The organism is Novosphingobium sp. Leaf2, assembly GCF_001421325.1.
In the GTDB taxonomy this organism is placed as follows: Bacteria; Pseudomonadota; Alphaproteobacteria; order Sphingomonadales; family Sphingomonadaceae; genus Novosphingobium.
In genome coordinates this window covers 180492-201060 of record NZ_LMJY01000019.1, presented here as the reverse complement: position 1 = coordinate 201060, position 20569 = coordinate 180492, and the positions used below count along the sequence as shown (strand labels likewise).

The 20569-nt window shown below is 67.7% G+C and carries 22 protein-coding genes; all 22 read right to left on the bottom strand.

Annotated elements, in window-relative coordinates:
- Positions 1-10: 10 nt before the first annotated feature.
- On the bottom strand, positions 11-790 hold the full coding sequence (gene fliP / locus ASE49_RS15330; RefSeq protein ID WP_056774424.1) for a flagellar type III secretion system pore protein FliP: 780 nt from the start codon (positions 788-790) through the stop codon (positions 11-13).
- Positions 787-1065: a flagellar biosynthetic protein FliO gene (locus ASE49_RS15325; RefSeq protein ID WP_056774422.1), complete on the bottom strand. Its 279-nt coding sequence runs from the start codon at positions 1063-1065 to the stop codon at positions 787-789. The genes fliP and ASE49_RS15325 overlap by 4 nt, the downstream gene beginning before the upstream one ends.
- Positions 1065-1367 (bottom strand): flagellar motor switch protein FliN, encoded by a 303-nt coding sequence (gene fliN, locus ASE49_RS15320; protein WP_056774420.1) that lies wholly within the window; start codon positions 1365-1367, stop codon positions 1065-1067. The genes ASE49_RS15325 and fliN overlap by 1 nt, the downstream gene beginning before the upstream one ends.
- Before the next feature lie 19 nt (positions 1368-1386).
- Positions 1387-2277, bottom strand: a complete 891-nt coding sequence (locus ASE49_RS15315; protein WP_056774417.1) for a flagellar motor switch protein FliM — start codon at positions 2275-2277, stop codon at positions 1387-1389.
- Entirely contained in the window at positions 2274-2882 is a 609-nt protein-coding gene (locus ASE49_RS15310; RefSeq protein ID WP_056774414.1) for a flagellar basal body-associated FliL family protein, read from the bottom strand. Before ASE49_RS15310 ends, ASE49_RS15315 begins: the two co-directional genes overlap by 4 nt.
- A 26-nt stretch (positions 2883-2908) precedes the next feature.
- Entirely contained in the window at positions 2909-5326 is a 2418-nt protein-coding gene (locus ASE49_RS15305; protein ID WP_056774411.1) for a hypothetical protein, read from the bottom strand.
- A 46-nt stretch (positions 5327-5372) separates the two neighbouring features.
- The gene (locus tag ASE49_RS15300; protein WP_056774409.1) at positions 5373-5798 is read right to left on the bottom strand and encodes a hypothetical protein; all 426 of its coding nucleotides are present in this window, start codon (positions 5796-5798) and stop codon (positions 5373-5375) included.
- The gene (locus ASE49_RS15295; RefSeq protein ID WP_056774406.1) at positions 5795-7126 is read right to left on the bottom strand and encodes a FliI/YscN family ATPase; all 1332 of its coding nucleotides are present in this window, start codon (positions 7124-7126) and stop codon (positions 5795-5797) included. Before ASE49_RS15295 ends, ASE49_RS15300 begins: the two co-directional genes overlap by 4 nt.
- A gap of 16 nt (positions 7127-7142) precedes the next feature.
- Positions 7143-7766 (bottom strand): FliH/SctL family protein, encoded by a 624-nt coding sequence (locus ASE49_RS15290; RefSeq protein ID WP_056774403.1) that lies wholly within the window; start codon positions 7764-7766, stop codon positions 7143-7145.
- Positions 7759-8778, bottom strand: a complete 1020-nt coding sequence (gene fliG / locus ASE49_RS15285) for a flagellar motor switch protein FliG (protein WP_056774401.1) — start codon at positions 8776-8778, stop codon at positions 7759-7761. Before fliG ends, ASE49_RS15290 begins: the two co-directional genes overlap by 8 nt.
- Entirely contained in the window at positions 8778-10490 is a 1713-nt protein-coding gene (gene fliF / locus ASE49_RS15280; protein ID WP_056774398.1) for a flagellar basal-body MS-ring/collar protein FliF, read from the bottom strand. Before fliF ends, fliG begins: the two co-directional genes overlap by 1 nt.
- Before the next feature lie 4 nt (positions 10491-10494).
- Complete coding sequence (fliE, locus tag ASE49_RS15275) at positions 10495-10869, bottom strand: flagellar hook-basal body complex protein FliE (RefSeq protein WP_056774395.1); 375 nt, start codon at positions 10867-10869, stop codon at positions 10495-10497.
- On the bottom strand, positions 10866-12173 hold the full coding sequence (locus ASE49_RS15270) for a sigma-54 interaction domain-containing protein (RefSeq protein WP_056774393.1): 1308 nt from the start codon (positions 12171-12173) through the stop codon (positions 10866-10868). The genes fliE and ASE49_RS15270 overlap by 4 nt, the downstream gene beginning before the upstream one ends.
- 254 nt (positions 12174-12427) lie before the next feature.
- Positions 12428-13507: an acyltransferase family protein gene (locus ASE49_RS15265; protein ID WP_056774390.1), complete on the bottom strand. Its 1080-nt coding sequence runs from the start codon at positions 13505-13507 to the stop codon at positions 12428-12430.
- A gap of 56 nt (positions 13508-13563) precedes the next feature.
- A complete protein-coding gene (locus ASE49_RS15260) occupies positions 13564-14385 on the bottom strand; it encodes a flagellar motor protein MotB (RefSeq protein ID WP_056774387.1) in 822 nt (273 codons plus the stop codon).
- Between the two features lies 1 nt (position 14386).
- A complete protein-coding gene (motA, locus tag ASE49_RS15255; protein ID WP_056774385.1) occupies positions 14387-15250 on the bottom strand; it encodes a flagellar motor stator protein MotA in 864 nt (287 codons plus the stop codon).
- A 59-nt stretch (positions 15251-15309) separates the two neighbouring features.
- Positions 15310-16227 carry a flagellin N-terminal helical domain-containing protein gene (locus ASE49_RS15250; protein ID WP_056774383.1) on the bottom strand — a complete coding sequence of 306 codons (918 nt, stop codon included), beginning with the start codon at positions 16225-16227 and terminating at the stop codon, positions 15310-15312.
- 7 nt (positions 16228-16234) lie between these two features.
- On the bottom strand, positions 16235-17572 hold the full coding sequence (gene flgK / locus ASE49_RS15245) for a flagellar hook-associated protein FlgK (protein WP_056774380.1): 1338 nt from the start codon (positions 17570-17572) through the stop codon (positions 16235-16237).
- Between the two features lie 84 nt (positions 17573-17656).
- Positions 17657-17986 (bottom strand): rod-binding protein, encoded by a 330-nt coding sequence (locus ASE49_RS15240; RefSeq protein ID WP_056774377.1) that lies wholly within the window; start codon positions 17984-17986, stop codon positions 17657-17659.
- Entirely contained in the window at positions 17983-19080 is a 1098-nt protein-coding gene (locus ASE49_RS15235; RefSeq protein ID WP_056774374.1) for a flagellar basal body P-ring protein FlgI, read from the bottom strand. Before ASE49_RS15235 ends, ASE49_RS15240 begins: the two co-directional genes overlap by 4 nt.
- Before the next feature lie 8 nt (positions 19081-19088).
- Positions 19089-19781, bottom strand: a complete 693-nt coding sequence (locus ASE49_RS15230) for a flagellar basal body L-ring protein FlgH (protein WP_056774371.1) — start codon at positions 19779-19781, stop codon at positions 19089-19091.
- Complete coding sequence (gene flgG / locus ASE49_RS15225) at positions 19778-20566, bottom strand: flagellar basal-body rod protein FlgG (RefSeq protein WP_056774368.1); 789 nt, start codon at positions 20564-20566, stop codon at positions 19778-19780. Before flgG ends, ASE49_RS15230 begins: the two co-directional genes overlap by 4 nt.
- Positions 20567-20569: the final 3 nt, after the last annotated feature.

Genomic DNA, 20569 nt, shown 5'->3' with positions numbered 1-20569 from the left:
TCCGCGCTCCTCATCCGAAGCTCGACGCCAGCGAGCCCATCAGCAGCGCCCAGCCATCGACCATCACGAACAGCAGCAGCTTGAAGGGCAGCGAGACGATGGTGGGGCTCATCATCATCATGCCAAGGCTCATCAGCACCGACGAGACGACAAGGTCGATCACCAGGAACGGCAGGAACAGCATGAAGCCGATCTGGAACGCGGTCTTGAGTTCGCTGGTGACGAAGGCCGGCAGCAGGATCGAGAATGGCACGTCCGCGCTTTTGGCAAAGCGCGGCGCCTTGGCGATGCTGGCGAACATCATCAGATCGCGCTCACGCGTCTGGTGGATCATGAAACCGTGAAACGCGCGCCCACCGTTCTGGATCGCCGCCTCGGCATTGATGGTGCCGGCCGCATAGGGTGCGATCGCGGTGCGGTTAGCTTCCTCCAGCGTGGGTGCCATCACAAACAGCGACAGGAACATCGACAGCCCGATCAACACCTGATTGGGCGGCGATTGCTGCAGGCCGATCGCCTGGCGCAGGATCGAGAGCACCACCAGGATGCGGGTGAAGCTGGTCATCATCAGGATCAGGCTGGGCAGGATCGTCAGCAGCCCCATGATCAGGAGCAGCTGCAACGACATCGTCATGCCCGGCCCGTCCGTGCCGCCCAGCGAACCGAACGCACGGTCCAGCGCGCCGGGAATGGCGGTGGGCGCCGGCGCTGCGGCCTGGGCGTGCGCGACGAGCGGGAGCACCGTCATCGGCAGGGTGGCGAAAAGCGCGGCGCGGCGCGCGACCCTCATTCCCCGTCCTCCACCGCGCGTCGCCGGGCCGGGGCCTCGGCCAGCCGGGTCAGCCCCTGCCGCGATGCGGAAACGAGGATTTCGCGTCCGTGAAATTCGATCACCGCCAGCTTCAGGGTGGGAGACAGCATCGTCGTTTCCACCACGCGGATCGATTTCGATCCCGCGCCCACGCCGGTGCGCACCTGCACAACCTTGGCCAGCTTCAGGCAGCCCCACACCATGGCCGCGATCAGCGGCAGCAGGATCAGCAGCTTGAACAGATACCACGCCATCACGCCTCCCCTTCGCCGGGCAGGCCCATCGCGTCCTGCGGCGGGGCGGTTTCCTCAACCCCCAGCATTTCGACGATGCGCAGGCCGAAGCGGCCGTTGTGCGAGACGACTTCGCCCTTGGCGATCGGCTTGCCGTTCACCAGCACATCGAGCAGATCGTCGGTCATGCGATCGAGCATGACGAGGCTTTCGGGCCCCAGCGCCAACACGTCCTTCAGCTTCATCTGGGTGCGCCCCAACTCCACTGAAAGCCGTACATCGACGTCGCGCAGAAAATCGAGGCCGCGGGAATGGATACTCATGACTGTTCGTGTTCCTCGATCAGAATGCGTTCTGGACCTGGACCGCAACTCGGTCCTCGACTTCGCCGACAGTGCCCACCGCGATAGTGCGGCCATCGACCTTGAGCGGCACCGCGCGCGCCACCGTTACCGGCAGCACATCGCCGGGGCGCAGCGCGGACAGGCGCGAAAACGGCAGCGCCATGTCCACCAGCACCGCCGTCACTTCGAGCGGGAGCGAGGTGAACGGCTCGTCGGCTATGCCGGGGCGCGGGGCGGCGGACGGGGCGCGGCGCTTGCGTCGCGGCACCACCAGCGCGCCTTCCAGCGTGGACAGCGGCAGGACCAGCGCGAGCGACCACGCCTCGGCGTCCGCCTCCTCCACGTCCAGCACCAGGCGCAGCAGCGGCTCGGTGGGGCGGAACGGAGCCAGCCGGGTGAGGCTGGTGTCCCGCCGCAGCGGATGGACCCGGTGCGTTTCATCACCGCCCAGCCCGGCGCTCAATGCTGTCGCGATGGCGTCCTCGATCCGCGCCAGCAGCAGTTCCGCTGACAGTGGAAAGGCGCTTGGCAGCGGATGGGGCACCACGCCGCGTCCGCCGAACGTGCGATCCAGCAGGCGCAGTACGGGAGCCGCCTCAAAACTTGCCACCAACGGCAGGCGGCGCGGGCCAAGGCCCATCAACGCGTGGGCCGCCAAGGCCTCTGCGCTTTGCGCCAGCCCGTCCAGCGTCCCGTGTTCGGGAATGCCGATGCGCACCACCGGCGGGTCGCTTGCGGTCACGCGGGCCAGCAGGGCGGGCAGGGCGCGCGCCAGCTTTTCGCCCAGCTGGGTGAGCGGGCGCACCATATCGGCGATGGAGGGGCCAGCGCCCAGCAGTTCGGCGCAGTGCGCGGCGGGGCGGGGCGGGGAAAGCGTGGGACCAGTCATTGGATGATAAAGCTGCGAAAATAGACCGCATCTACGCCGCCGAAGCCTTCCTTGCTGATCAGCACCTGGTTGATCGCGGCGGTCATGCGCCGGTTCAGGCGGTCCTTGCCGGCGATCGTGGTCACATCGTCTTCGGGCGTGTCGGCCAGGATCTCCAGCAGCTTGGAACGGATCGCCAGCTCGTGCTTAGCCAGCCATTGCAGCACGCGCCCGTCGCGCCGGGTGGAGCAGGCGATGCTGGCCTGGATCATCGCGTCGCTGTCCTTGAGGTTGGACGTGAAATCATCGGAAAAGCTGTAGTAGGCGGTGCGATACGGATCGCCGGCTTCGCTTTCCGGCGCTTCTGCGCCGCCTTCCCCCTCACCCTCCTTGGCGGGCGGGGCGTAGGGATCGACCGCGCCCTTGCGCACCAGCTGCGGGCCTTCATCCTTCTTCTTCGCAGTGTCGCCATGACCGCCGATGATGCCCGCCGCCATCAGCCCGAAAACTGCCCCGCCGCCGATCACCAGCATCGCCACTGCAATCAGGATTAGGCCCAGCTTGCCTTTCTTCTTTTTCGGCGTGTCTTCATCGCCGCCATCCGTCTTGGCCGGTTTGTCGCTCATCTATTCGGTGTCCCTGTTGAACTGGCTCAGGCGTAGACGTCGCCGCTGGGGCGCGGTGCTTTGGGGTGGCGGGGCGCGCCGCCCTGCGGCTGGTCCTGCCGGCCGGAAAACGTGCCGCCCTCACGCCGGGGCTGCTGGCCGGTGGCATCCCCGCGTGACGGCTGTCCCTGCCCGCTGCCCGCACCCGTGGGGCTGCCGGACGGCGCACCGGCGTTGCCCGAACCCTGATACTGGCCCGGCGCTGGATCTTGGCGCTGCGAGTCCCCCGGCTGGGGCGAACCATTGCCGAACGAGCTGGTCGCCACGGTGGCTGCGGCCGCCTGGACGGCCCCGGCAAACTCCGGGTCCTGACTGGCGAGGGTGACGGAAAGCCCAGCGCCGTCATGCTGCACTTGCATGGCCACGCGGCCGAACTCGGCATGCTCGAAAGCGGTGCGCACGACATGCGGCGTGGCCTGCTCGCGCGCGTCGGCAAGGCGGGAGACGAGCGTGTCGAAGTCCTGCGGCGCGGGGCTTGGCGATGGCGGCGTTGTAAGCGCGGGCGCTGGGGTTGGCGCTGCATTTACGGTGAAAGCGTCTGGACTTCGCGTGGGCGCGGTCACGGTCGGCTGCGACGATGCGGCTTTTGGAGGAGGGGCATCGTCGCGGGTGCCGGGTCCGGGCGCGGCGGCCTCCATCTGGATTGCGCGCGGTGCCCGGGTGTGTGGCATAGTCGGTTGCGGCGCGGCATCCAGCGCGCGGGGCGAGGTGGGCTCGGCGCGCATGGGGGTTTCGCGTGGCGCGCTTTCAGTCTGGGCAGGGGCTTGCGCCGGCAAAGGTGCGGAGTGCGCTGGCACAGGCAAGTCATCGACCGGCGGCGCGATGTTATCGCTTCGCGCTGGCTGACGCAGCCGTGCTGCTGTAATTAGCGGCTTCGCAGGCGCGGCGTCCGCCAGCGCTTGAGCCGGTTGGAGCAGGTGTGGGGGGGGAGCCTCAGCGGACGTCGATTCCGCTGGATCGCCCGCGGGCAAGCTTGCCTCAGGGGCGGGAGCGGCGGGCAAGACGTCCGGCATTGCTGCTATGCGCTGCGGCTGCTGCGGGACCGGCGCGGCGGATTCGATAGCGGGCGAGAGGTTCGCGGCGCGCATGGCAGCGTTGCTGATGGGCGCCGTAACCGGTGGCACCAATCCGGGCGTGGGCGTGGGCGCGGGCTGCGTGGCCGAAGGAACGTCTGGCATGGTCGGTTGCGCTCTCGTCAGCGCGGGCGTCGGTGCGACGTTCGGCTGGGCCGGCAACGCGGCCTCTGCGCGTTCGGCGGGAGGGGTTAACGGGCGCGGCGCGATAGTCATCTCGGAGCGGGGTGTGGACGCTGGTGTGGCATCTCCTGGCGTTACGGCTGCATTGCGGACATGCGGCGGCGCGGTGTCAGCAGCCGAAGCAGCAACTGGCGTCACGGGCATCGTCACCGTCTTTGTCACCGCGTCGGGTGCGCTCTCGGGGCGCCTTGCGATAGGGGGCGGATGCGATGCCTCTAGTGATCCTCCTGCGCTGTGGTCAGCGGGGGGCGCGGCAACCATCTCGATGGCTTCGAACTGTATAGCAGCATGGGCGGACGGGCGCGGCATCTGCGTGCTGGCCAAGACGCGTGGCAGTGCTGTTGCTACCGTCGGGTCGGGCGCGCTGGCCACAGGCGTCGCTGCCGCGACGGGCGGCGCTGCGGCAACCTGCGGAACGCTTACCGGTTCAGCGACGAGGCGATCGGTCGTGCCTGCAATGGCGTTTGCCAGCGTGGTGGCCGGTGCCGGGTCCGCGCTCGTGGGCACGGCGGGTGTTTGCGTTTCGGGATGGACGACGGCGTCGGGAGCAGACTGGCGCGGTTCTTCCGGGTCCGGCAGGATCTTGCCGGCCACCTTGCCGCCGCTGCCGCCGGGCACGCGGATGCTCGCAGACTCTGGCGAAGGCGCTTCAGGCCGCACTGCTGCGCCCGGCACGACCGGGTGCAATGCCGTTTCCATTTGCGCCTCGGCGTCGGGCAGGCCCGGCGTGCCGCGCGGCGTGGGGACCGGCGTGAATGAGGGGTCTGATGGCGGTGCAATCGGCGCCGGGCCGGCGGCAGGGGGTAGTGATGGGGGTGGCACAGGCTGCGGGATTGGCCTGGGCGTCAGCGCTGGCTCCAGGATGTTTGCGGCAACCGGTGGGGTGACCGCCAGCGCCGCTCCTGCCTGCAGTGCCAGCGCTGACAAGCCGTCCTGCGTGCCCTTGATTATCCCGGTCAGGTCGAGCGGCAGCGGCGCGGCGGGCGCTTCAGCTTGAGCTTCGACACTCGCAGTGGAGGCAGGCGCAGCGACTGGAGGCAGCGCGCCCACCAGCGCCGCGAAGTCTGCTCCACCGTTGAGCCCCGAAATGTCGGCACCCGCGTTCAGTACCATGGCGGCGGCAACCGGGGCGGGGGTGGTCTGTATCATTGGTAAAGGTCGTCCTGAATGGCTGCCGCAACGTTGTTGCCCGGTGCTATTCAAGACCCGTGCCAATCTTGCGTTTGCCACTGAGCACCGGCGGCTGGTTTTTCGCGCGGATGAGGTTTGCTTGCGCGGTGGCCCGGTCCTCCACGGCGGCGCGGCGGCGTTCGGCTTCGACCAGCGCGTGCTGGCGCGCATCGGCGATGGACCTGGCGCGCAGGGCATCGCCGTGCGTGGTGCGGCTGAGCACCTGCAGCCCGCTCACGAACCGGCCGACGTGCTGCAGCGCCGCCCCGCTCGTGGCATTGCGGCGTGCGGAATAATCCTGCGCCATCGCGCTGGTCCGCTCGGCCAGGCCGCGCAGCTGGGTTAGGGTGTTTTCGGCCTGCGCCGCTTCGGCGGCAGCGGTCTGCCGGGCAATCGCGCGCAGTTTTTCCAGCCGGTTGAGCCGCGCCAGCTTGTGTTGGTCAGCGTTCATCCCAGCAGCGCCGCCAACTGCGCGCCGCTCGTATCGAGGTTCACCACTTCGCCTTGGGGCTGGCAAAGGAAACCGGTGAGCGCGCCGTGCATGGCGATCGCGCGGTCCAGTTGCTGGTCCGCGCCGATCCGGTACGCGCCCATCAGCACCAGATCGCGGTTCGCCTCATAGCTGGAGGTCAGCGCGCGAAACGTGCGGGCGTGCTGCTGGTGCGCGGGCGGCACGATGTCGTTCATCACCCGGCTGAGCGAGGCGGCGATGTCGATCGCCGGATATTGCCCGCGCTGCGCCAGATCGCGCGAGAGGACGATATGGCCATCCAGGATCGAGCGGGCGGTATCCACCACCGGATCGTCCTGATTGTCGCCATCGGCCAGCACCGTGTAGAGCCCGGTGATCGAGCCGCCGCTGGCCGCCGAATTGCCGGCGCGTTCCACGAGCTTGGTGATCGTCGCCAGCGCAGACGGCGGATAGCCGCGCGCCGCGCCGGGCTCACCCAGCAGCAGGCCGATTTCGCGGGCGGCGTGCGCCACGCGGGTCAGGCTGTCCAAGATCAGCAGCACCCGCTTGCCCTGGCTGCGGAAATGTTCGGCCATCGCGGTTGCCAGCATCGCGCCGCGCAGGCGCAGGTTGGGCGCATGGTCTGCCGGCACGGCAACGACGATGGTCTTGTGGCGGCTGGCATCGTCCATGTGCCGTTCGACGAAATCGGACACTTCGCGCGCGCGCTCGCCGATCAGGCCGACGACGACCACGTCCGCTCCGCGCGTCTGCGCCGCTCCGCGCGCGATCATGTCTATCAGCACGGATTTGCCCACGCCCGACCCGGCCATCACGCCGATGCGCTGGCCGACCCCGAACGTGGTCATCGCGTTCAAGGCGCGCACCCCGGTGTCGAACGGCTGGCGCACGGGGCTGCGATCGAGGGCGGCGGTACGCACGCCGCCTGCGGGCCATTCCCGCCGGGTGTGGATCGGCAGGCCACCGTCGATCGGCAGCCCTTCACCATCGACGGCGCGGCGCAGGAACGCCTCGCCCACCGGCAGCATGCCGGGGCGACCTGTGGGGATGACGCGCGCGCCCGGGCGCAACTGGACGGTATCGCCTAACAGCATCATCATCGTGCGCCCGCTGCGAAAACCGATGACTTCAGCGCTGAGCGCTGCCGGTCCATTGGCCACGCGGCACATGGCCCCCACGGGTATGGACAGGCCCGACACTTCGAGCAGCCCGCCATCGCAGGCGGTGACGATCCCGAAGCGGCGCGGCGCAAAATCGGCGGGTGCGGCGGCCAAATCATTGAGGATGGCGGCGTGGGGGGCGGTCATGCCGAAAACGCGTGGCTTACGCGTCGTGCATCGCTTCGGCGATGGCGGCGCGCCAAGTGGCGGGGCCATCCTCCACACCGCCACTGGCGGTCTCTACGCGCACGGTCCCGCGTTCCAGCGACGGATCGGGCCGCACCGTCCAGTCCGCTGCCATGCAGTCGGACAGCAGGGCTATATCGGCGGGATGCAGCCGCACAACACGTTCGTCGTCCGCGCGTGACAGCATGGCGACGGCGCGCTGTATGCGGGTGGCCAGCGCGTTCGCGTCCAGCGCCAGCGGACCCAGCGCCGCTTCGCACAGCGCCGCCACTGTATCGCGCAGGCGTGCGCGCAAGTCTTCTTCCAGCTGCGCGTCGATGCGGGCGAATGCCAGCGACAAGGCTTGATGCGCGGTATCGTGCGCCAGCAGCACGGCGGCGGCCTCGGTCTGTGCCTGGGCATGGCCCTCGGCGTAGCCACGCGCATACGTCTCGGCCAGGATGTCCGGTGCGTCCAGGACGGGCGGCGTGGCGGCAGCCAGAACCGCAAGGCCGCCGAAGCGGGCGTTGGCACGAAAGGCACCAGGCTGGCCAAGCGCTTCCACCAGCGACAGGCGCGGCCGCACCATCGGCGCGCCAAGGCTGAAACCCATGTCAGACATAATCGTCGTCCCCCGATCCGAACACAATGGTCCCGTCCGCCGCCAGCTTGCGCGCCACGGCGACGACCGCCTTTTGCGCGGCCACCACGTCCGCCAGCTTGACCCGACCGCGCGCGGCGATCTCGTCGCGCACGCCATCGGCGGCGCGGCTGGACATGGCGCGGAAGAACACCTCGCGCTCGTCCTCCGAAATGCCCTTGAGCGCATCGATCAGCGTTTCGTTGGGCACGTCGCGCAGCAGCGATCCCATCGCCTGCGGATTGAGCACGAACAGATGCTCGAACTTGAACATCTCCTCCTCAATCTGACGGGCCAGCACCTTGTCGCGCTTCACCAGCGCGGTAAGGACATGCTTTTCGATCACCTTGCCGACCGAGTTGATGATCTCGGCTGCCTCGCGCGCGCCGCCCATCTGCAGCGGGCGCTGGCCGTGGCATTCCGAAATCCGGCGTGAGAGCAGCTCCTCCAGCATTTCGATCGCGTGAGGCGCGACGGGCCCGAGCGTGGCGATGCGGTGGACGATCTCGGGCTGCACTTCGGGCGCAAGGCCGTGCATCACCGCGGCGGCGACTTCGGGGTCCAGCTGGATCAGCAGTACGGCAATGGCCTGCGGATGCTCGCCCTTCACCAGCGGGATCAGCGCCTCGGGCGTCAGCCAGCGCGCCAGTTCGAGCGAGGAGGTCTGCGGCGCGGACGGCGCGATGCGGCGCATCATGCTGTCGGTCTTCACCTCGCCGATGGCGCGGTTCATCATCGTGCGCACCTGCCCCACCCGGTCGTGGACGACGAGGCCCATCTTCTCGGTTCGCTCGACGAAGCCGGTGATGGCCGCCGCGATCACGTCAGGGCCGATTTCGCCCAGCGCGCACATCTTCTCGCCCAGCAGGCGCAGTTCGCGCGGCTCCAGGCTGCCCAGGATGTGGGTTGTCTGATCCTCATCCAGCAGCATCATCATGACGGCGGCGTTGTCAGCCGCGTCGAGCGGCGCGGACAGGGGGGTAAGCTGGTTCATCAGGCGGCCTTGGGCTGGTCTTCATGCGGCTGGGCAAGCATCTGGCGCAGCGCCAGCACGGCGCTATCCGGCTTTTCCGACACGATGTGCTGGGCAAGCCCCAGCTGGCGCGAGAGCAGTTCGGCGCGGCTGATTTCCACCGCGACGCCGTCAGGCCCGGTCGCCATCGTGCGGGTGGGCAGGGCGGCGGTGGAGCCGGGCCCGCCGGCAAGCGCAGCCTGCATGGTGGCGGCATCATCGGCGCTGTTGCCGCCTTTGCCCTTCTTTGCCTTCTTGCCTTTCACCGGCTTGTCCCCGCGCGTTGCGGCGATGATCGGGCGCACGCCCAGTAGCAATACCAGCAGCACTGCCAGCACCGCCGCGCCGTTGCGCACGATCATGGCGAACCATGCGGTTTCGTAAAAGGCGGTCGTGTCCGCCACCACCGGGGTGAAGCTGCGCGAAACGATCTTCACGGTGTCCCCGCGTTGCGGATCGGCGCCCACCGCGGCGCTGACCAGCGCCTGCAGATCTTGGATGTCCTGCGCCTTGGCGCCCTTCATCGCATCTGCGCTGATCGCCACGGCAACCGTCAACCGCTTGATGCCGCCCGGCCCGGTCTCCGAAACCGAGACCTGCCGCCCCAGTTCATAGGTCCGGGCGGATGAGCTTTCGCCGTTCTGGGGCGCGGCGGGTGTTGCGCCTGCGGCGGCAGGCTGGGTGCCCTGTGGCGCGCCGGGTACGGCCTGCGTGGCGGGCGGCGGGGTGTTGGACAATACGCCGGGAATGCCGCTGGCCGGGCCAGCCGCGCCGTTTTGCGATTGCTGCTGCTGTTCGGTGCGGACCACGCCGTCCTTGTCATAGCTTTCGCGCGCCGAGGTGGTCTGGTCCATGTTCAGCTGCACTTGCGCTTCGGTGGTGAACGTGCCGTCGCCCAGCATCGGGGTGAGCAACTGCGCCACCTGTTCGCGCAGCTTGGCCTCCAGCCGCGCCTGCATGTCCAGCCGGTCGTTTTCCGCGCCGCCGCCTTGTGACAGCAGCTGGCCGTGCTGGTCCACCACCCGCACCGCATCGGCAGACAGGCCCGGCACCGATCCTGCCACAAGGTTGACGATCGCCGAGACCTGGCTCTGGCTCAACGTGCGGCCCGCTTTCAGGCGCACCATCACGGATGCCGTGGGGGCCACGTTATCACGCACGAACACGGATTTTTCCGCTTCGGCCAGATGCACGCGCACCGCTTCCACGCCGTCGATCTGGCCGATGGTGAGTTGCAGGTCATGCTCGCGCGCAGAGCGCAGGCGTTCGCCTTCCAGCGTGCGGCTGGCGCCCATCGGCAGCTTGTCCAGCATCTGATCGCCGCTTTCGGGATTGGCCAGCGCGCCGTTCTGCGCGACCAGCATGCGCGCCTTGTAATAATCGCCTTCAGAAACGGTGAGCGCGCCGGTGCGGTTGTCGATCGCATAAGCGATCTGCGCGCCGTCCAGCGCCTGGGCCACGCCAGCCCGGTCTGCATCGTCCAGCTGCGCATACAGCACGCGCTGAGGCGAGGGCGCCATCAGGCTCCACGTCAGCGCCGCGCCGCCGATGGCGGACAGGCCCAGGAACACCGGCAGCATCTTCTTGACGGCGGGCTGCGCCGCCACCGACGACAGCCGGGTCAGCACGCTGCCGCCAGCGGCGAACGGAGAGCCGGCAAAGGGGGTGGTGGGCGCCGGAACGAGGTCGGCCATCTAGTCAGACTCCCATCCGCATGATGTCCTGGTAGGCGGACAGCAGCTTGTTGCGTACCTGCAAGGTGGCTTCGAACGCGACGCCGGCCTCCTGCCGGGCGAGCATGACTTTGGCGACATCGGTGACTTCGCCCTTCTCGTAGGCGACCGACAGGTCCTCGGACTTCTGCTGCACCGCGCTCACCCCGTTCAGCGCGTTCTGGAGCGATGAGGCGAAGCCGCCCGCGGGCTGTTGCGCGCCCCCCACGGGGTTTGCCGCGTCCGTGCCGGGCGCGGTGTGCAGTTCGCGCAGCAGGTCGTTTCGCGAAATGATCTGCTGGCGCAATTGCAGGATCTGCTGGATGCCGCCGCCGGAGCCCAGGCCGGGGATCGCGCTCATCGACCGCCTCCCGCTGCAGTGCGGCCAAAGATGCCGGCATCGCGCATCGAGGCCAGCCGGTAGCGCAGCGTACGCTCGGAAATGCCGAGTTCGCGCGCGGCCCGCAGGCGGTTGCCATCGCACGCATCGAGGATTTCGACGATGTGGCGCGCTTCGGAAAGCTGCACGATGCTGGCCAGCTTGCGCCCGCCTGCGGTGTCCGTCGGTTCCGTCGTCATGCCAGCGCCAGTGGCGGCAATCGCCAGGCCGCCGATGGCGAGCGGGCTGACCAGCCGCGCCGGGCTGTCGAACACGATGTGCTCGGGCGCGATCATCGCGCGGCCGTGGGACAGCAGCAGGGCGCGGCGCACCACGTTTTCCAGTTCCCGCACGTTGCCGGGCCATGAATGCAGCTTCAGCATCGCCAGCGCCGCTTCGGTGAAGCAGGGCGTCGCCGCCATGCCGGCCGAGTGGCGCAGGGCCATCGCGAAGGCCAGCGGGGCCACGTCGTCCGCCCGCTCACGCAGGGGGCGCAAGGTGAGCGGGAACACGTTGAGGCGATAGAACAAGTCGGCACGGAAGCGGCCTTCCGCCACTTCGGTGGGCAGATCGCGGTTGGCGCAGGCGATGATGCGCACGTCCACCTTGATCGCGCGGGTGGAGCCGATCGGCACAACTTCCTGCTCCTGCAGGCAGCGCAGCAGCTTGGCCTGCAGCGCCAGCGGCAGTTCGGCGATTTCGTCAAGCAGCAGGGTGCCGCCATCGGCCGCGCGCATGAAGCCCTCGCTGGCCGCCGTGGCGCCGGTGAACGCGCCCTTCTGGTGGCCGAACAGCATCGCTTCGAGCATCGTTTCGGGCATCGCCGCGCAGTTGACCGCGGTGAACGGCCCGGCGCTGCGGGCGGAGCGGGCGTGGATGAAGCGGCTGAGCACTTCCTTGCCGGTTCCGGTCGGTCCGTTGACCAGCACCGGAATGTCGCTGACCGCAAGCCGCTCGGCCAGCGCGAAAACAGACAGGCTTTCCGGGTCGGCGGCGATCGGATCTTCAGGGCCGGCCATCGCTGCCAGGATCATCGCCAGCGCGCTTTCGCTGACCGGATCGGCGTAGGCAACCGAAACCAGGCTGGCCCCTTCGCGGGATAGCGCGGGCGCGGCGGCGCGCGTCAGACGCACGCAGCGGGTGCGCGGGCGCACCGGGGCGGCATCGGCTACATCGCGAAAGTCGATGCCGGCAGGGTCGAACAAGGACGCCGCGATCGCCTGCGCGCGCTGCAGCAGCGGCGCATGAAGGCGCAGCGTGTCTGGTGTGCTGGGCTGTGCGGCCATGTTCCGTGCTCCTTTGGATTAACCGTGTTCCTAGGGGCACTTGTGCGCAGGCGACGGCAAAAAGAGCGGTAATTTAAGGCCGCGTAACAATGCTTAGGGTGCAGATGGTCGAAGCGCTGCAAAGCCCGATGTACCGCGTGTTTTGGGGGCAAACTAAGGTCAGGTATTCCGGTGTGTGGTAACAAATCTTTATGCGGCGCATCGCTGGCCTTTTTCGTACCGCGCCGATGCGAATCACGGCAATGGGGGGGTGATCAGACGCGCCGGAGCTCCATGCCCCAGACCTGCCGGAATACCGCATTGCCCATGGCCCTGCTGAATTTCACAACGGCGGTGATGCCGATGAGGACGAACAGGGTGATGGCCGCCGCCGCAATTAGTGCGGCGAGATATGGCATGCGTGCGGCCAGAGCGAGCGGAAAGGCCCCGACGATCACAAAGAAGAAGCCCTGGGCAAGATAGATCTGAAGCGTCAGCTGCCCCATTGCGACCACGCGCGCTGCGATCCACGATCCCCGGATCCCGGTATAGAGCGCATGGGTGAGGGCAATCACGATGACCGATGCCACCACCCCGGCCGCCAGCATCGCAATGACTGCACCGGGCTGGTGGATCAGGTCCATCCGGTTGACGTAGACGTAGTTTTCAGGTGTCCAGCGCAGGTAGAGTGTGACTGTTGCCGCCGCGCAGGCCGCGAGCGCGCCATAGCGGGCCGGCCCGTTCACGCCAATCATGGGCCGCTGCTTACGCCGGCCGCCCAGAAAGCTGCCGGCGCAAAAGAACGGGAACATGAACGCAAAATCCGCTAGCGTCCCGCCCACCAAAGGCAGGCGATGCAGGGGTAGCAGGGCGAGGATCAAAACCGGCACCGGAACTGACACTGCCGGTGAAAGCGGCAACGCCAGCAGCGCGCGCAGCGTCAGGTAAGACCCGAATACGGCCCACAAAAACCAGTAGCTCGAAACCAGCGCATTCGCAGCAAACTTTGCCCAGCCCACTACGTTGTGTTGCTGGTGGAAAAGGTCGATCGCGATGTGTGCGAGGACGGTCAGCGCCACCCAGGTCATCATCGGCCTGAGGATCTGCCCCCCTCGCACCAAGGCGACTGATGGCAGCGACACCTTGCGCAGCTTCGCAGGGGTAGCGAAATAGCCGCTCAGTGCCATGAACAACGGCATATGGAACAGGTAGATGGCTGAAAACACCGGGTCTTGCAGTGCCTGCGCCTGGCCTTTCAGCACCACGTACTGGATCGCATGACCAAACACGACAAGCGCGATCAGCACGCCCTTGCAGAAGTCAGGGAAGTCCTCTCGTTCAGCTTGCACCCGCATCGTTGCTTGATCCACCCTGTCACGCCCCCCCCGGTGTAGCGCAACGGCTGATCAGGTCAATTCAACAGGGTGATCGAGATTCGGCGGTTGCGCGGGTCGTGCGGGTCTTTGGGGATCAGCAGTTCGCGATCGGCAACGCCTTCGATGCGGCGGAAGCGGGCCTCGGCAATGCCATCGTGCATCAGCGCCTGGCGGGTGGCTTCGGCCCGGCCTGCGGACAAGGACCAGTTGTTGCCGGCGATGCCGGGGCGATACGGCAGCGCATCGGTGTGGCCCCGGATTGTCAGGCCGCCGGTGTCCGGGCCCAGGGCCTGCCCCAATGCGGCCAGCAGGTCGTCCGCCGGGGTCGTCAGGATGGTCGTGCCGACGCGGAACATCGAGAAGTTGGCATCATCGACAAGGTCGATCCGTACGCCCTCGCTGGTGTCCACCATGCGCACCTGCTTAGCCAGCTTGCGCAGCCGTTCTGTGGACTGGAGCTTCTTTTCCACCTGCTGGCGCGCGCGCTGGCTGCGTGTGGCGCCTGATTTGGGACCGCCAGTGGCATCGCGCGGGATGGTGATGGACTTGGTGCCGCTGCCGCCGGGGTGGGGCAGCTTGTCCTGGTCGGTCAGCGATGACCCGCCAAGCAGACCGGTGCCGGAGCCCGATTGCGCCGAGCGGTTTTTGACCAGGGTGGGCGAGAAATAATCAGCGATCCCCTTGCGCTGCTTTTCCGTGGTCGCGCCCAGGATCCACAGCAGCAGGAAGAACGCCATCATCGCGGTGACGAAATCCGCGTAGGCGACTTTCCACGCGCCGCCGTGATGGCCGGCGGCCACCACAGTGATCTTCTTGACGATGATCGGGCGGACCGGCTCATCCGCTGCTTTTGCCACGTTACTTGCCCCGCATCGCGTCGAGCAGGTCGGACAGGGTGGGGCGGAAGGCATGGCCTAGGCCCGAGCGCGCCGATTCCACCACCAGCGGCTGCGGCCAGCCATGCAGGCTGGCGATGATCACCTGCTTGACCGCATGGAAGATCTGCTCGTCAGCCTCCAGCACCTGTTTCAGCCGCCCCGCCATTGGCGCGACCATGCCGTACGCCAGCATCACTCCCATGAACGTGCCGACCAGCGCCGAGCCGATCATCGCGCCCAGAATCGAGGGCGGCTTGTCGATCGAGCCCATCGTTTTCACCACGCCCAGCACCGCCGCCACGATGCCCAGCGCCGGCAGCGCATCGGCCAGGCTTTGCAGCGCGTGCTGCGCTTCGTGGGTTTCGTGGAAGTGCGTTTTGAGGCTGTTATCGATCACGTCCTCCACCGCATGGACTTCCAGCGTGCCCGAGGAGACGACGATCAGCGTCAGAGTATCGGCGATGACATGGATCAGCGGACCGTTGCCCAGCAGGCGCGGGAATTCGGCAAAGATGGCCGAGCTTTTGGGATCGGCGACGTGGCTTTCCAGCGCCACCGGCCCTTCGGAACGCAGCAGCTTCATGAGGCGCGAGGTGAGGATGATCGCGTCGATATGGTCCTGCTTGTTATGCTTGGGGCCTTTGAACACCTTCATCATGCCGCCGCCCAGGCCCTTTAACTCGTGCATCGAGTTGCCGGTAACGATCGCGCCGATCGCCGCCCCGCCGATGATCAGCATCTCGTGCGGAATCGCCTCCATCACCGGCCCTAGCGCACCGCCGGTGATCGCAAAGCCGCCAAAAACCATCACCAGCAGGATGACGACGCCGATGATTGCAAACATGGTTAATCACGCTTCCGAAAAAGGGGGCGCCAACGCGCGCACGGGAAATGGGCGCCGCGTCAGCGCAGCTGGTCGAACAAAGAAAGGCTGGCGAGCCTGCTGAAGCTGGCCTGGCTGGCTTCCAGCACGGTCAGCGTTTCTTGCAAGCGGGTAACCGTGGTGGCCAGATCGGCACCGCCGATATCCGCCTGCTCGGACGAGCGTAGTTCGCCCATTGCGGTGCGGCGATCGGTGGTCACCTCGATCCAGTTGAGGCGGCTGCCGATCACGGTCTGGCCGGTGGTCAGGGTGTCCAGCCCGGTCTTCAGGTCTGCCAGCGCATCGATGGCAGACGCGGTGCCCGGACCTGCCTTGAGCGCATCGGACAGCGCCTTAATCGTGCCCATCACGTCGGTGGCGGTACCGCCCTTGCCGGTAAAGGACAGGAACTGCGGCCCGCTCATCGAACGGCTGACGCTTTGCCCTTCGCCCAGCGGCAGTTCCTCCACTTGCGCGCTGCCTACATAGGTGGCCTTGCCCGCGGCATCGAGCGCATAGGCATCGCCGGTCCCTTCACCGCCGAACAGCGCGTGCCCATTGGAATCGCGCGCGTTGGACAAGGCAAGCAGATTGCCGTGCAGCTGGTCCAGTTCGGCCGCAATGGCGCTGCGCTGATCGCCGGTGAGGGTCGAGGAGGCGGCTTGCGTCGCCAGTTCCTGCGCGCGCACGATGGCATCGGCCATGTCCGACATCGCCCCGCCCGCCAGCGTCAGGTCGGCACTCGCCCGGTCTGCATTCGCGGTGTCCACTTGCGAGAGCGCATCGAGGCGCGACAAGGCCCGTAGGCGCGAGGCTGCTACCGGATTGTCGGACGAGCGGGAGAGCTGGTTGCCGCTCGACAGCTGCTGCTGCAGCGCCTCGGCCTGCCCGCGCAGGCTCTTGATGTCCGCGCGGGACCGTTCGAAGAAGGCGCCGGTGCTCGTGGAAATGCTGATCATGGCCGCCTCACCTGATTGCCAGGATAGAATCGAAGATGTCGGATGCGGTCTGCATCACCCGCGCCGAGGCCTGATAGGCCTGCTGGAAGCGGACCAGGTTGACGGCCTCGTCATCCAGATTGACGCCGGCTTGCGCCTGCAACGAAACTTTCGCGCTGCTGGCGATGGAGGCCAGCGCATCGCGCGTCACGGTGCGGCCCGCCACCGCGCTGGACACGCTGAACAGCAATGTATCCATCGCGCCGGCCGGATCGGCGGCGGCAAATGCGGTGCGCATGGCGGCAAGGTTGCTCACGTCGCGGCTGTTTGCGCCGGCGCCCGCAGGGGCGGTGGCGATGGCGCCGCCGCCATTTGCCACCAGGGCAATGCTGGCCGCATCGGTGCCCGAGAACATCGGCTGGCCGGCGTTGCCCTGAAGGTCCACGCCCGTGGCTTGCGCCGCGTTGAGCGTGGTGACGATCTGCGCGGCGATCCCGTCCAGCGCCGTGCGGGCGCCTGACAATTCCACCAGCGCCTGCGCCTTGCCCGCGATCGCGCCGGAACCCAGCGTCACCGGCTGGGTGTTGACGGTGAAGGACAGCGTGCCGTCCGCCGCCGTGCCCATCGCCAGCGCTTGGGTGGTGGCGCCCGATACCAGCGTGGCCCCGGTCGGCCCGCCCAGCGTGACCGTGACGGTCTTGTCCGGGTTGATCGTGGTGGTGATGTCGGCGTGTTCGCCCAATTGCTGAAGCAGCCCGTCGCGCTGGTCGAGCAGGGCGCTTTGATCGCTGCTGGCATCGCCGCTGCGCATCAGCCGCAGGTTCACCCGCGCCAGTTCTGCCGCGGTGCGGTTGACCTGGGATACGCCGTCCTGCGCATCGAACTGCAGGCCCTTGGCGGCGGCGGTCAGGCTTTGGGCGGCGGTGTTGAAGGTCTGCGCCATCGTGCGCCCGTCTTCCACCACTTGCGCGCGCAGCGAGCCGTCGGTGGGGTCGGACAGCAGCTGTTGCAGGCTGCCTTCCAGCGCGACGATGGATGGGTACACGCCGGTCTGTTCCAGCGCCGCCTCGACGTTTTCCAGCCCCTGCACTTCGGCGGAGGCGCGCGCCGCGTCCGAACCGGTGCGCCGCACTTCGGACTGGCGGAACACATCGGCATTGCGGACGATCCCGGTGATGCGCGCACCGGCCAGGTTGATCGCGCCGGGCGTGGAAAGGCTGGAGCCGCCGGACACTTCCTGCACCGTCACCGACCGGCGCACGTATCCCGCGCTCGACGCGTTGGCGATGTTGTTCGACGTCACGTCAAGCGCCGCGCGGGCAACCCGGACGCCGGCTTTGCCGATGGAGAGAAGATCGGAGCTCATGGGATCAATCCGGTCCGTTGATGGCTGACGCGCTTAGAACGGTGGGAAGGGCCGGGAATAAAGGCCGGGCGGCGATGCCAGGGCTCATTTGCCGGAAGCCTTGCGGTCCGTAGAGCCGTCCGCCACGAAGCGCGACATCTGCACCTCCAGCAGCTTGGCCAGTCCGATCGCGCCGCTGTTGGCAGTGGCGTCGGCGAAGTGTTCGTCCTGCAACTGGCGGAAGGTGTCCATCGCCTGCCCGCCGGAAATGTCGCCCGCGCCGCCGTCGCCGCCGAAGCTGGTCTTGCGCGCCGCGCCTAGCATTTCGCGCAGGAATACCGCTTCGAACTGCTTGGCGACGACGTGCAGCTTTTCACGGTCGGTCTGCTGCGCGCTGGTGGTCATACCGCTGGCGGCGGGCAGGATGCCGCTCATATCACCACCATCTCGGCCTTGAGCGCGCCGGCCTGTTTCAGTGCTTCGAGGATCGCGACCAGATCGGACGGGGTGACGCCCAGCATGTTGAGCGCATCCACCACTTTGGCGAGCGAAGCGCCGCCTTTGAACAGGGCGACCGAGCGTTGTTCCTCTTCCACCGACACGGCGGAATGCTGCTCCACTTCGGTGCGGCCCTTGCTGAAGGGCGCGGGCTGGACGACGCTGGGGTTCTCCTGCACGCGCACGGTCAGCTTGCCGTGGCTGATCGCGGCGGGAGACAGGCGCACGGCAGAATTGATCACCACGGTGCCGGTGCGGCTGTTGACGATGACGCGCGCGGGCGTTTCCGCCGGATCGACGTCGATCATCTCGATCGCGGCCATCATGCTGGCGCGGCTGTCCGGGTTGCCGGGCAGGCGCAGCGCGAGCGTCACGCCGTCCTCCACCGTGGCGATACCTGGCACTTTGCTATTGATCGCATCGCGCACCCGCGCGGCGGTGAGGAAATCGGCGGCGAACAGGTTCCAGCGCAGCATCTCGCCCGCATCGAAGCCGGTGGCGACGGCGCGTTCCACGCTGGCGCCTTCGGCGATGCGGCCAACGGTCGGGATGTTGACGGTGACCTTGGAGCCATCGCGGCCCGACGCGTCGAGCCCGCCCACGGCCAGGTTGCCTTGCGCCATCGCGTAGATCTGCCCGTCCGCGCCGTACAGCGGGGTCAGGATCAGCGCGCCGCCGCGCAGGGACTTGGCCTTGCCGAGGGTGGAGACGGTCACGTCGATGCGCTGGCCGGGCTTGGCAAAGGCGGGCAGATCGGCGGTGATGACCACGGCGGCGGCGTTTTTCAGGCCGGGCGCGATGCCCGGCGGCAGGGTCAGGCCCATGCGGCCCGACACGCCCTTCATCGCCTGCGTCAGGTATTCCAGATTGTCATCCCCGGTGCCGGGCAGGCCGACGACCACGCCGTAGCCGGTCAACTGGTTGGTGCGCACGCCCTGGAACTGGCCCAGGTCGCGCACGCGCTCGGCCTGAGCGGGGGCGGCGAACAGGGCCAGCACGGCCAGCAGCAGGGAGGGGAGGAGACGGCGCATCGCGGTTCTCAAAATGGGGAGATTTTGTTGAAGAAGCGGCCCAGCCAGCCTTGCTTGCTGGCGGTCTGCAGCGCGCCCTTGCCGGTGTATTCGATGCGGGCATCGGCGACGCGGGCGGAGGAAATCTGGTTTTCCTGGTCGATGTCGGCCAGCCGCACGATGCCGGAAAAGCGCACCCATTCGTCGCCCTGGCTGATCAGCATCCGCTTTTCGCCGCGCACCAGCGCGGTGCCGTTGGCACGCACTTCGGCGATTGTGACCGACAGCGTCGTATCCAGCGAACTGGTCTGCGCCGCGTTGCCCGATCCGTTGAACGAGGAGGTGGAGCCCGCCTTCAGCGCATCGGCATTCAGCAGCTTCGACACCAGCCCGCGCGTGGGCGGGGTGATCGAGGCCGAGCCGTTCTTGCCGCTTTTCGAACTGACGGACTTGGCCGCCGTGGTGTTCTCCACCAGCAGGATCGTCAGCGGATCGCCGATGCGGGCCGCGCGCGTGCCCTGGTATAGCGGGGCGTAGCCGGCCGCGATGTTGAAGATGCTGCCGGTGACGGCGGCGGGGGCGACAGTTGCCGGGACCGGCAGGGTCGGCTCGAAGCCCGAAGGCTGGGGCGGGCGCTTCTTTGCCAGCGCGGGGCTGGCGACCAGCGCCCCACCGGCTGCCAGCGTGCCCAGCGCGATCAGGATCGGCGTGCGCGTGCTCACAGCGTCTGGTTCGCGTTGCGCAGCATTTCGTCCACCGCCGAGATCATCTTGGAATTGATCTCGTAGGCGCGCTGCGTCTCGATCATGTCGACCAGTTCCTCCACCACATTCACGTTGGAGGCTTCGAGCATGCCCTGGCGCACGTGGCCGCGACCCTGTTCGCCCGCCACGCCGATCTGCGCGGTGCCGCTGGCGGCGGTTTCCAGCATGAAGTTGTCGCTCGACGATTGTAGCGCCACCGGGTTGGTGAAGCTGGCGATGGTGATCTGTCCCAGCTGGCTGGGGGCGGTCTGACCAGCCAGCTGCGCCGATACGGTGCCGTCGTCGGAAATGGTTACCGAGGTGGCGCCTTCGGGCACGGTAATGGCGGGCTGCACCGGATAGCCCTGGGCGGTCACCAGCTGGCCTTCGGCGGTGCGGCTGAAATTGCCGGCGCGGGTATAGGCCAGCTGGCCGCCGGGAAGCTGGACCTGGAAATAGCCGTCGCCGTCCAGTGCCAGATCGAACGAATTGCCGGTGGTCTGTAACGAGCCTTGCGATTCCATGCGGGTGGTGGACTGCACGGCAACGCCGGTGCCCAGGTTCAGGCCGGTGGCGTAGACGGTTTCGGTGGACGACTGCGCGCCGGCCACCCGCGCGTCCTGGTAGGCCAGCGTGGCGAAGTTGGCGCGGTCGCGCTTGAAGGCGGTGGTCGAGACGTTGGCGAGGTTGTTCGAGATCACGCGCATGCGCGTGTCCTGTGCCTCAAGCCCGGTGCGGGCAACCTGGAGGGCGGAACTGGGCATCTG

Coding starts and splice junctions, on each gene's coding strand:
- fliP (WP_056774424.1), bottom strand. CDS start 790: ATGAGGGTCGCGCGCCGCGCCGCGCTTTTCGCCACCCTGCCGATGACG.
- ASE49_RS15325 (WP_056774422.1), bottom strand. CDS start 1,065: ATGGCGTGGTATCTGTTCAAGCTGCTGATCCTGCTGCCGCTGATCGCG.
- fliN (WP_056774420.1), bottom strand. CDS start 1,367: ATGAGTATCCATTCCCGCGGCCTCGATTTTCTGCGCGACGTCGATGTA.
- ASE49_RS15315 (WP_056774417.1), bottom strand. CDS start 2,277: ATGACTGGTCCCACGCTTTCCCCGCCCCGCCCCGCCGCGCACTGCGCC.
- ASE49_RS15310 (WP_056774414.1), bottom strand. CDS start 2,882: ATGAGCGACAAACCGGCCAAGACGGATGGCGGCGATGAAGACACGCCG.
- ASE49_RS15305 (WP_056774411.1), bottom strand. CDS start 5,326: ATGATACAGACCACCCCCGCCCCGGTTGCCGCCGCCATGGTACTGAAC.
- ASE49_RS15300 (WP_056774409.1), bottom strand. CDS start 5,798: ATGAACGCTGACCAACACAAGCTGGCGCGGCTCAACCGGCTGGAAAAA.
- ASE49_RS15295 (WP_056774406.1), bottom strand. CDS start 7,126: ATGACCGCCCCCCACGCCGCCATCCTCAATGATTTGGCCGCCGCACCC.
- ASE49_RS15290 (WP_056774403.1), bottom strand. CDS start 7,766: ATGTCTGACATGGGTTTCAGCCTTGGCGCGCCGATGGTGCGGCCGCGC.
- fliG (WP_056774401.1), bottom strand. CDS start 8,778: ATGAACCAGCTTACCCCCCTGTCCGCGCCGCTCGACGCGGCTGACAAC.
- fliF (WP_056774398.1), bottom strand. CDS start 10,490: ATGGCCGACCTCGTTCCGGCGCCCACCACCCCCTTTGCCGGCTCTCCG.
- fliE (WP_056774395.1), bottom strand. CDS start 10,869: ATGAGCGCGATCCCCGGCCTGGGCTCCGGCGGCGGCATCCAGCAGATC.
- ASE49_RS15270 (WP_056774393.1), bottom strand. CDS start 12,173: ATGGCCGCACAGCCCAGCACACCAGACACGCTGCGCCTTCATGCGCCG.
- ASE49_RS15265 (WP_056774390.1), bottom strand. CDS start 13,507: ATGCGGGTGCAAGCTGAACGAGAGGACTTCCCTGACTTCTGCAAGGGC.
- motA (WP_056774385.1), bottom strand. CDS start 15,250: ATGTTTGCAATCATCGGCGTCGTCATCCTGCTGGTGATGGTTTTTGGC.
- ASE49_RS15250 (WP_056774383.1), bottom strand. CDS start 16,227: ATGATCAGCATTTCCACGAGCACCGGCGCCTTCTTCGAACGGTCCCGC.
- flgK (WP_056774380.1), bottom strand. CDS start 17,572: ATGAGCTCCGATCTTCTCTCCATCGGCAAAGCCGGCGTCCGGGTTGCC.
- ASE49_RS15240 (WP_056774377.1), bottom strand. CDS start 17,986: ATGAGCGGCATCCTGCCCGCCGCCAGCGGTATGACCACCAGCGCGCAG.
- ASE49_RS15235 (WP_056774374.1), bottom strand. CDS start 19,080: ATGCGCCGTCTCCTCCCCTCCCTGCTGCTGGCCGTGCTGGCCCTGTTC.
- flgG (WP_056774368.1), bottom strand. CDS start 20,566: ATGCCCAGTTCCGCCCTCCAGGTTGCCCGCACCGGGCTTGAGGCACAG.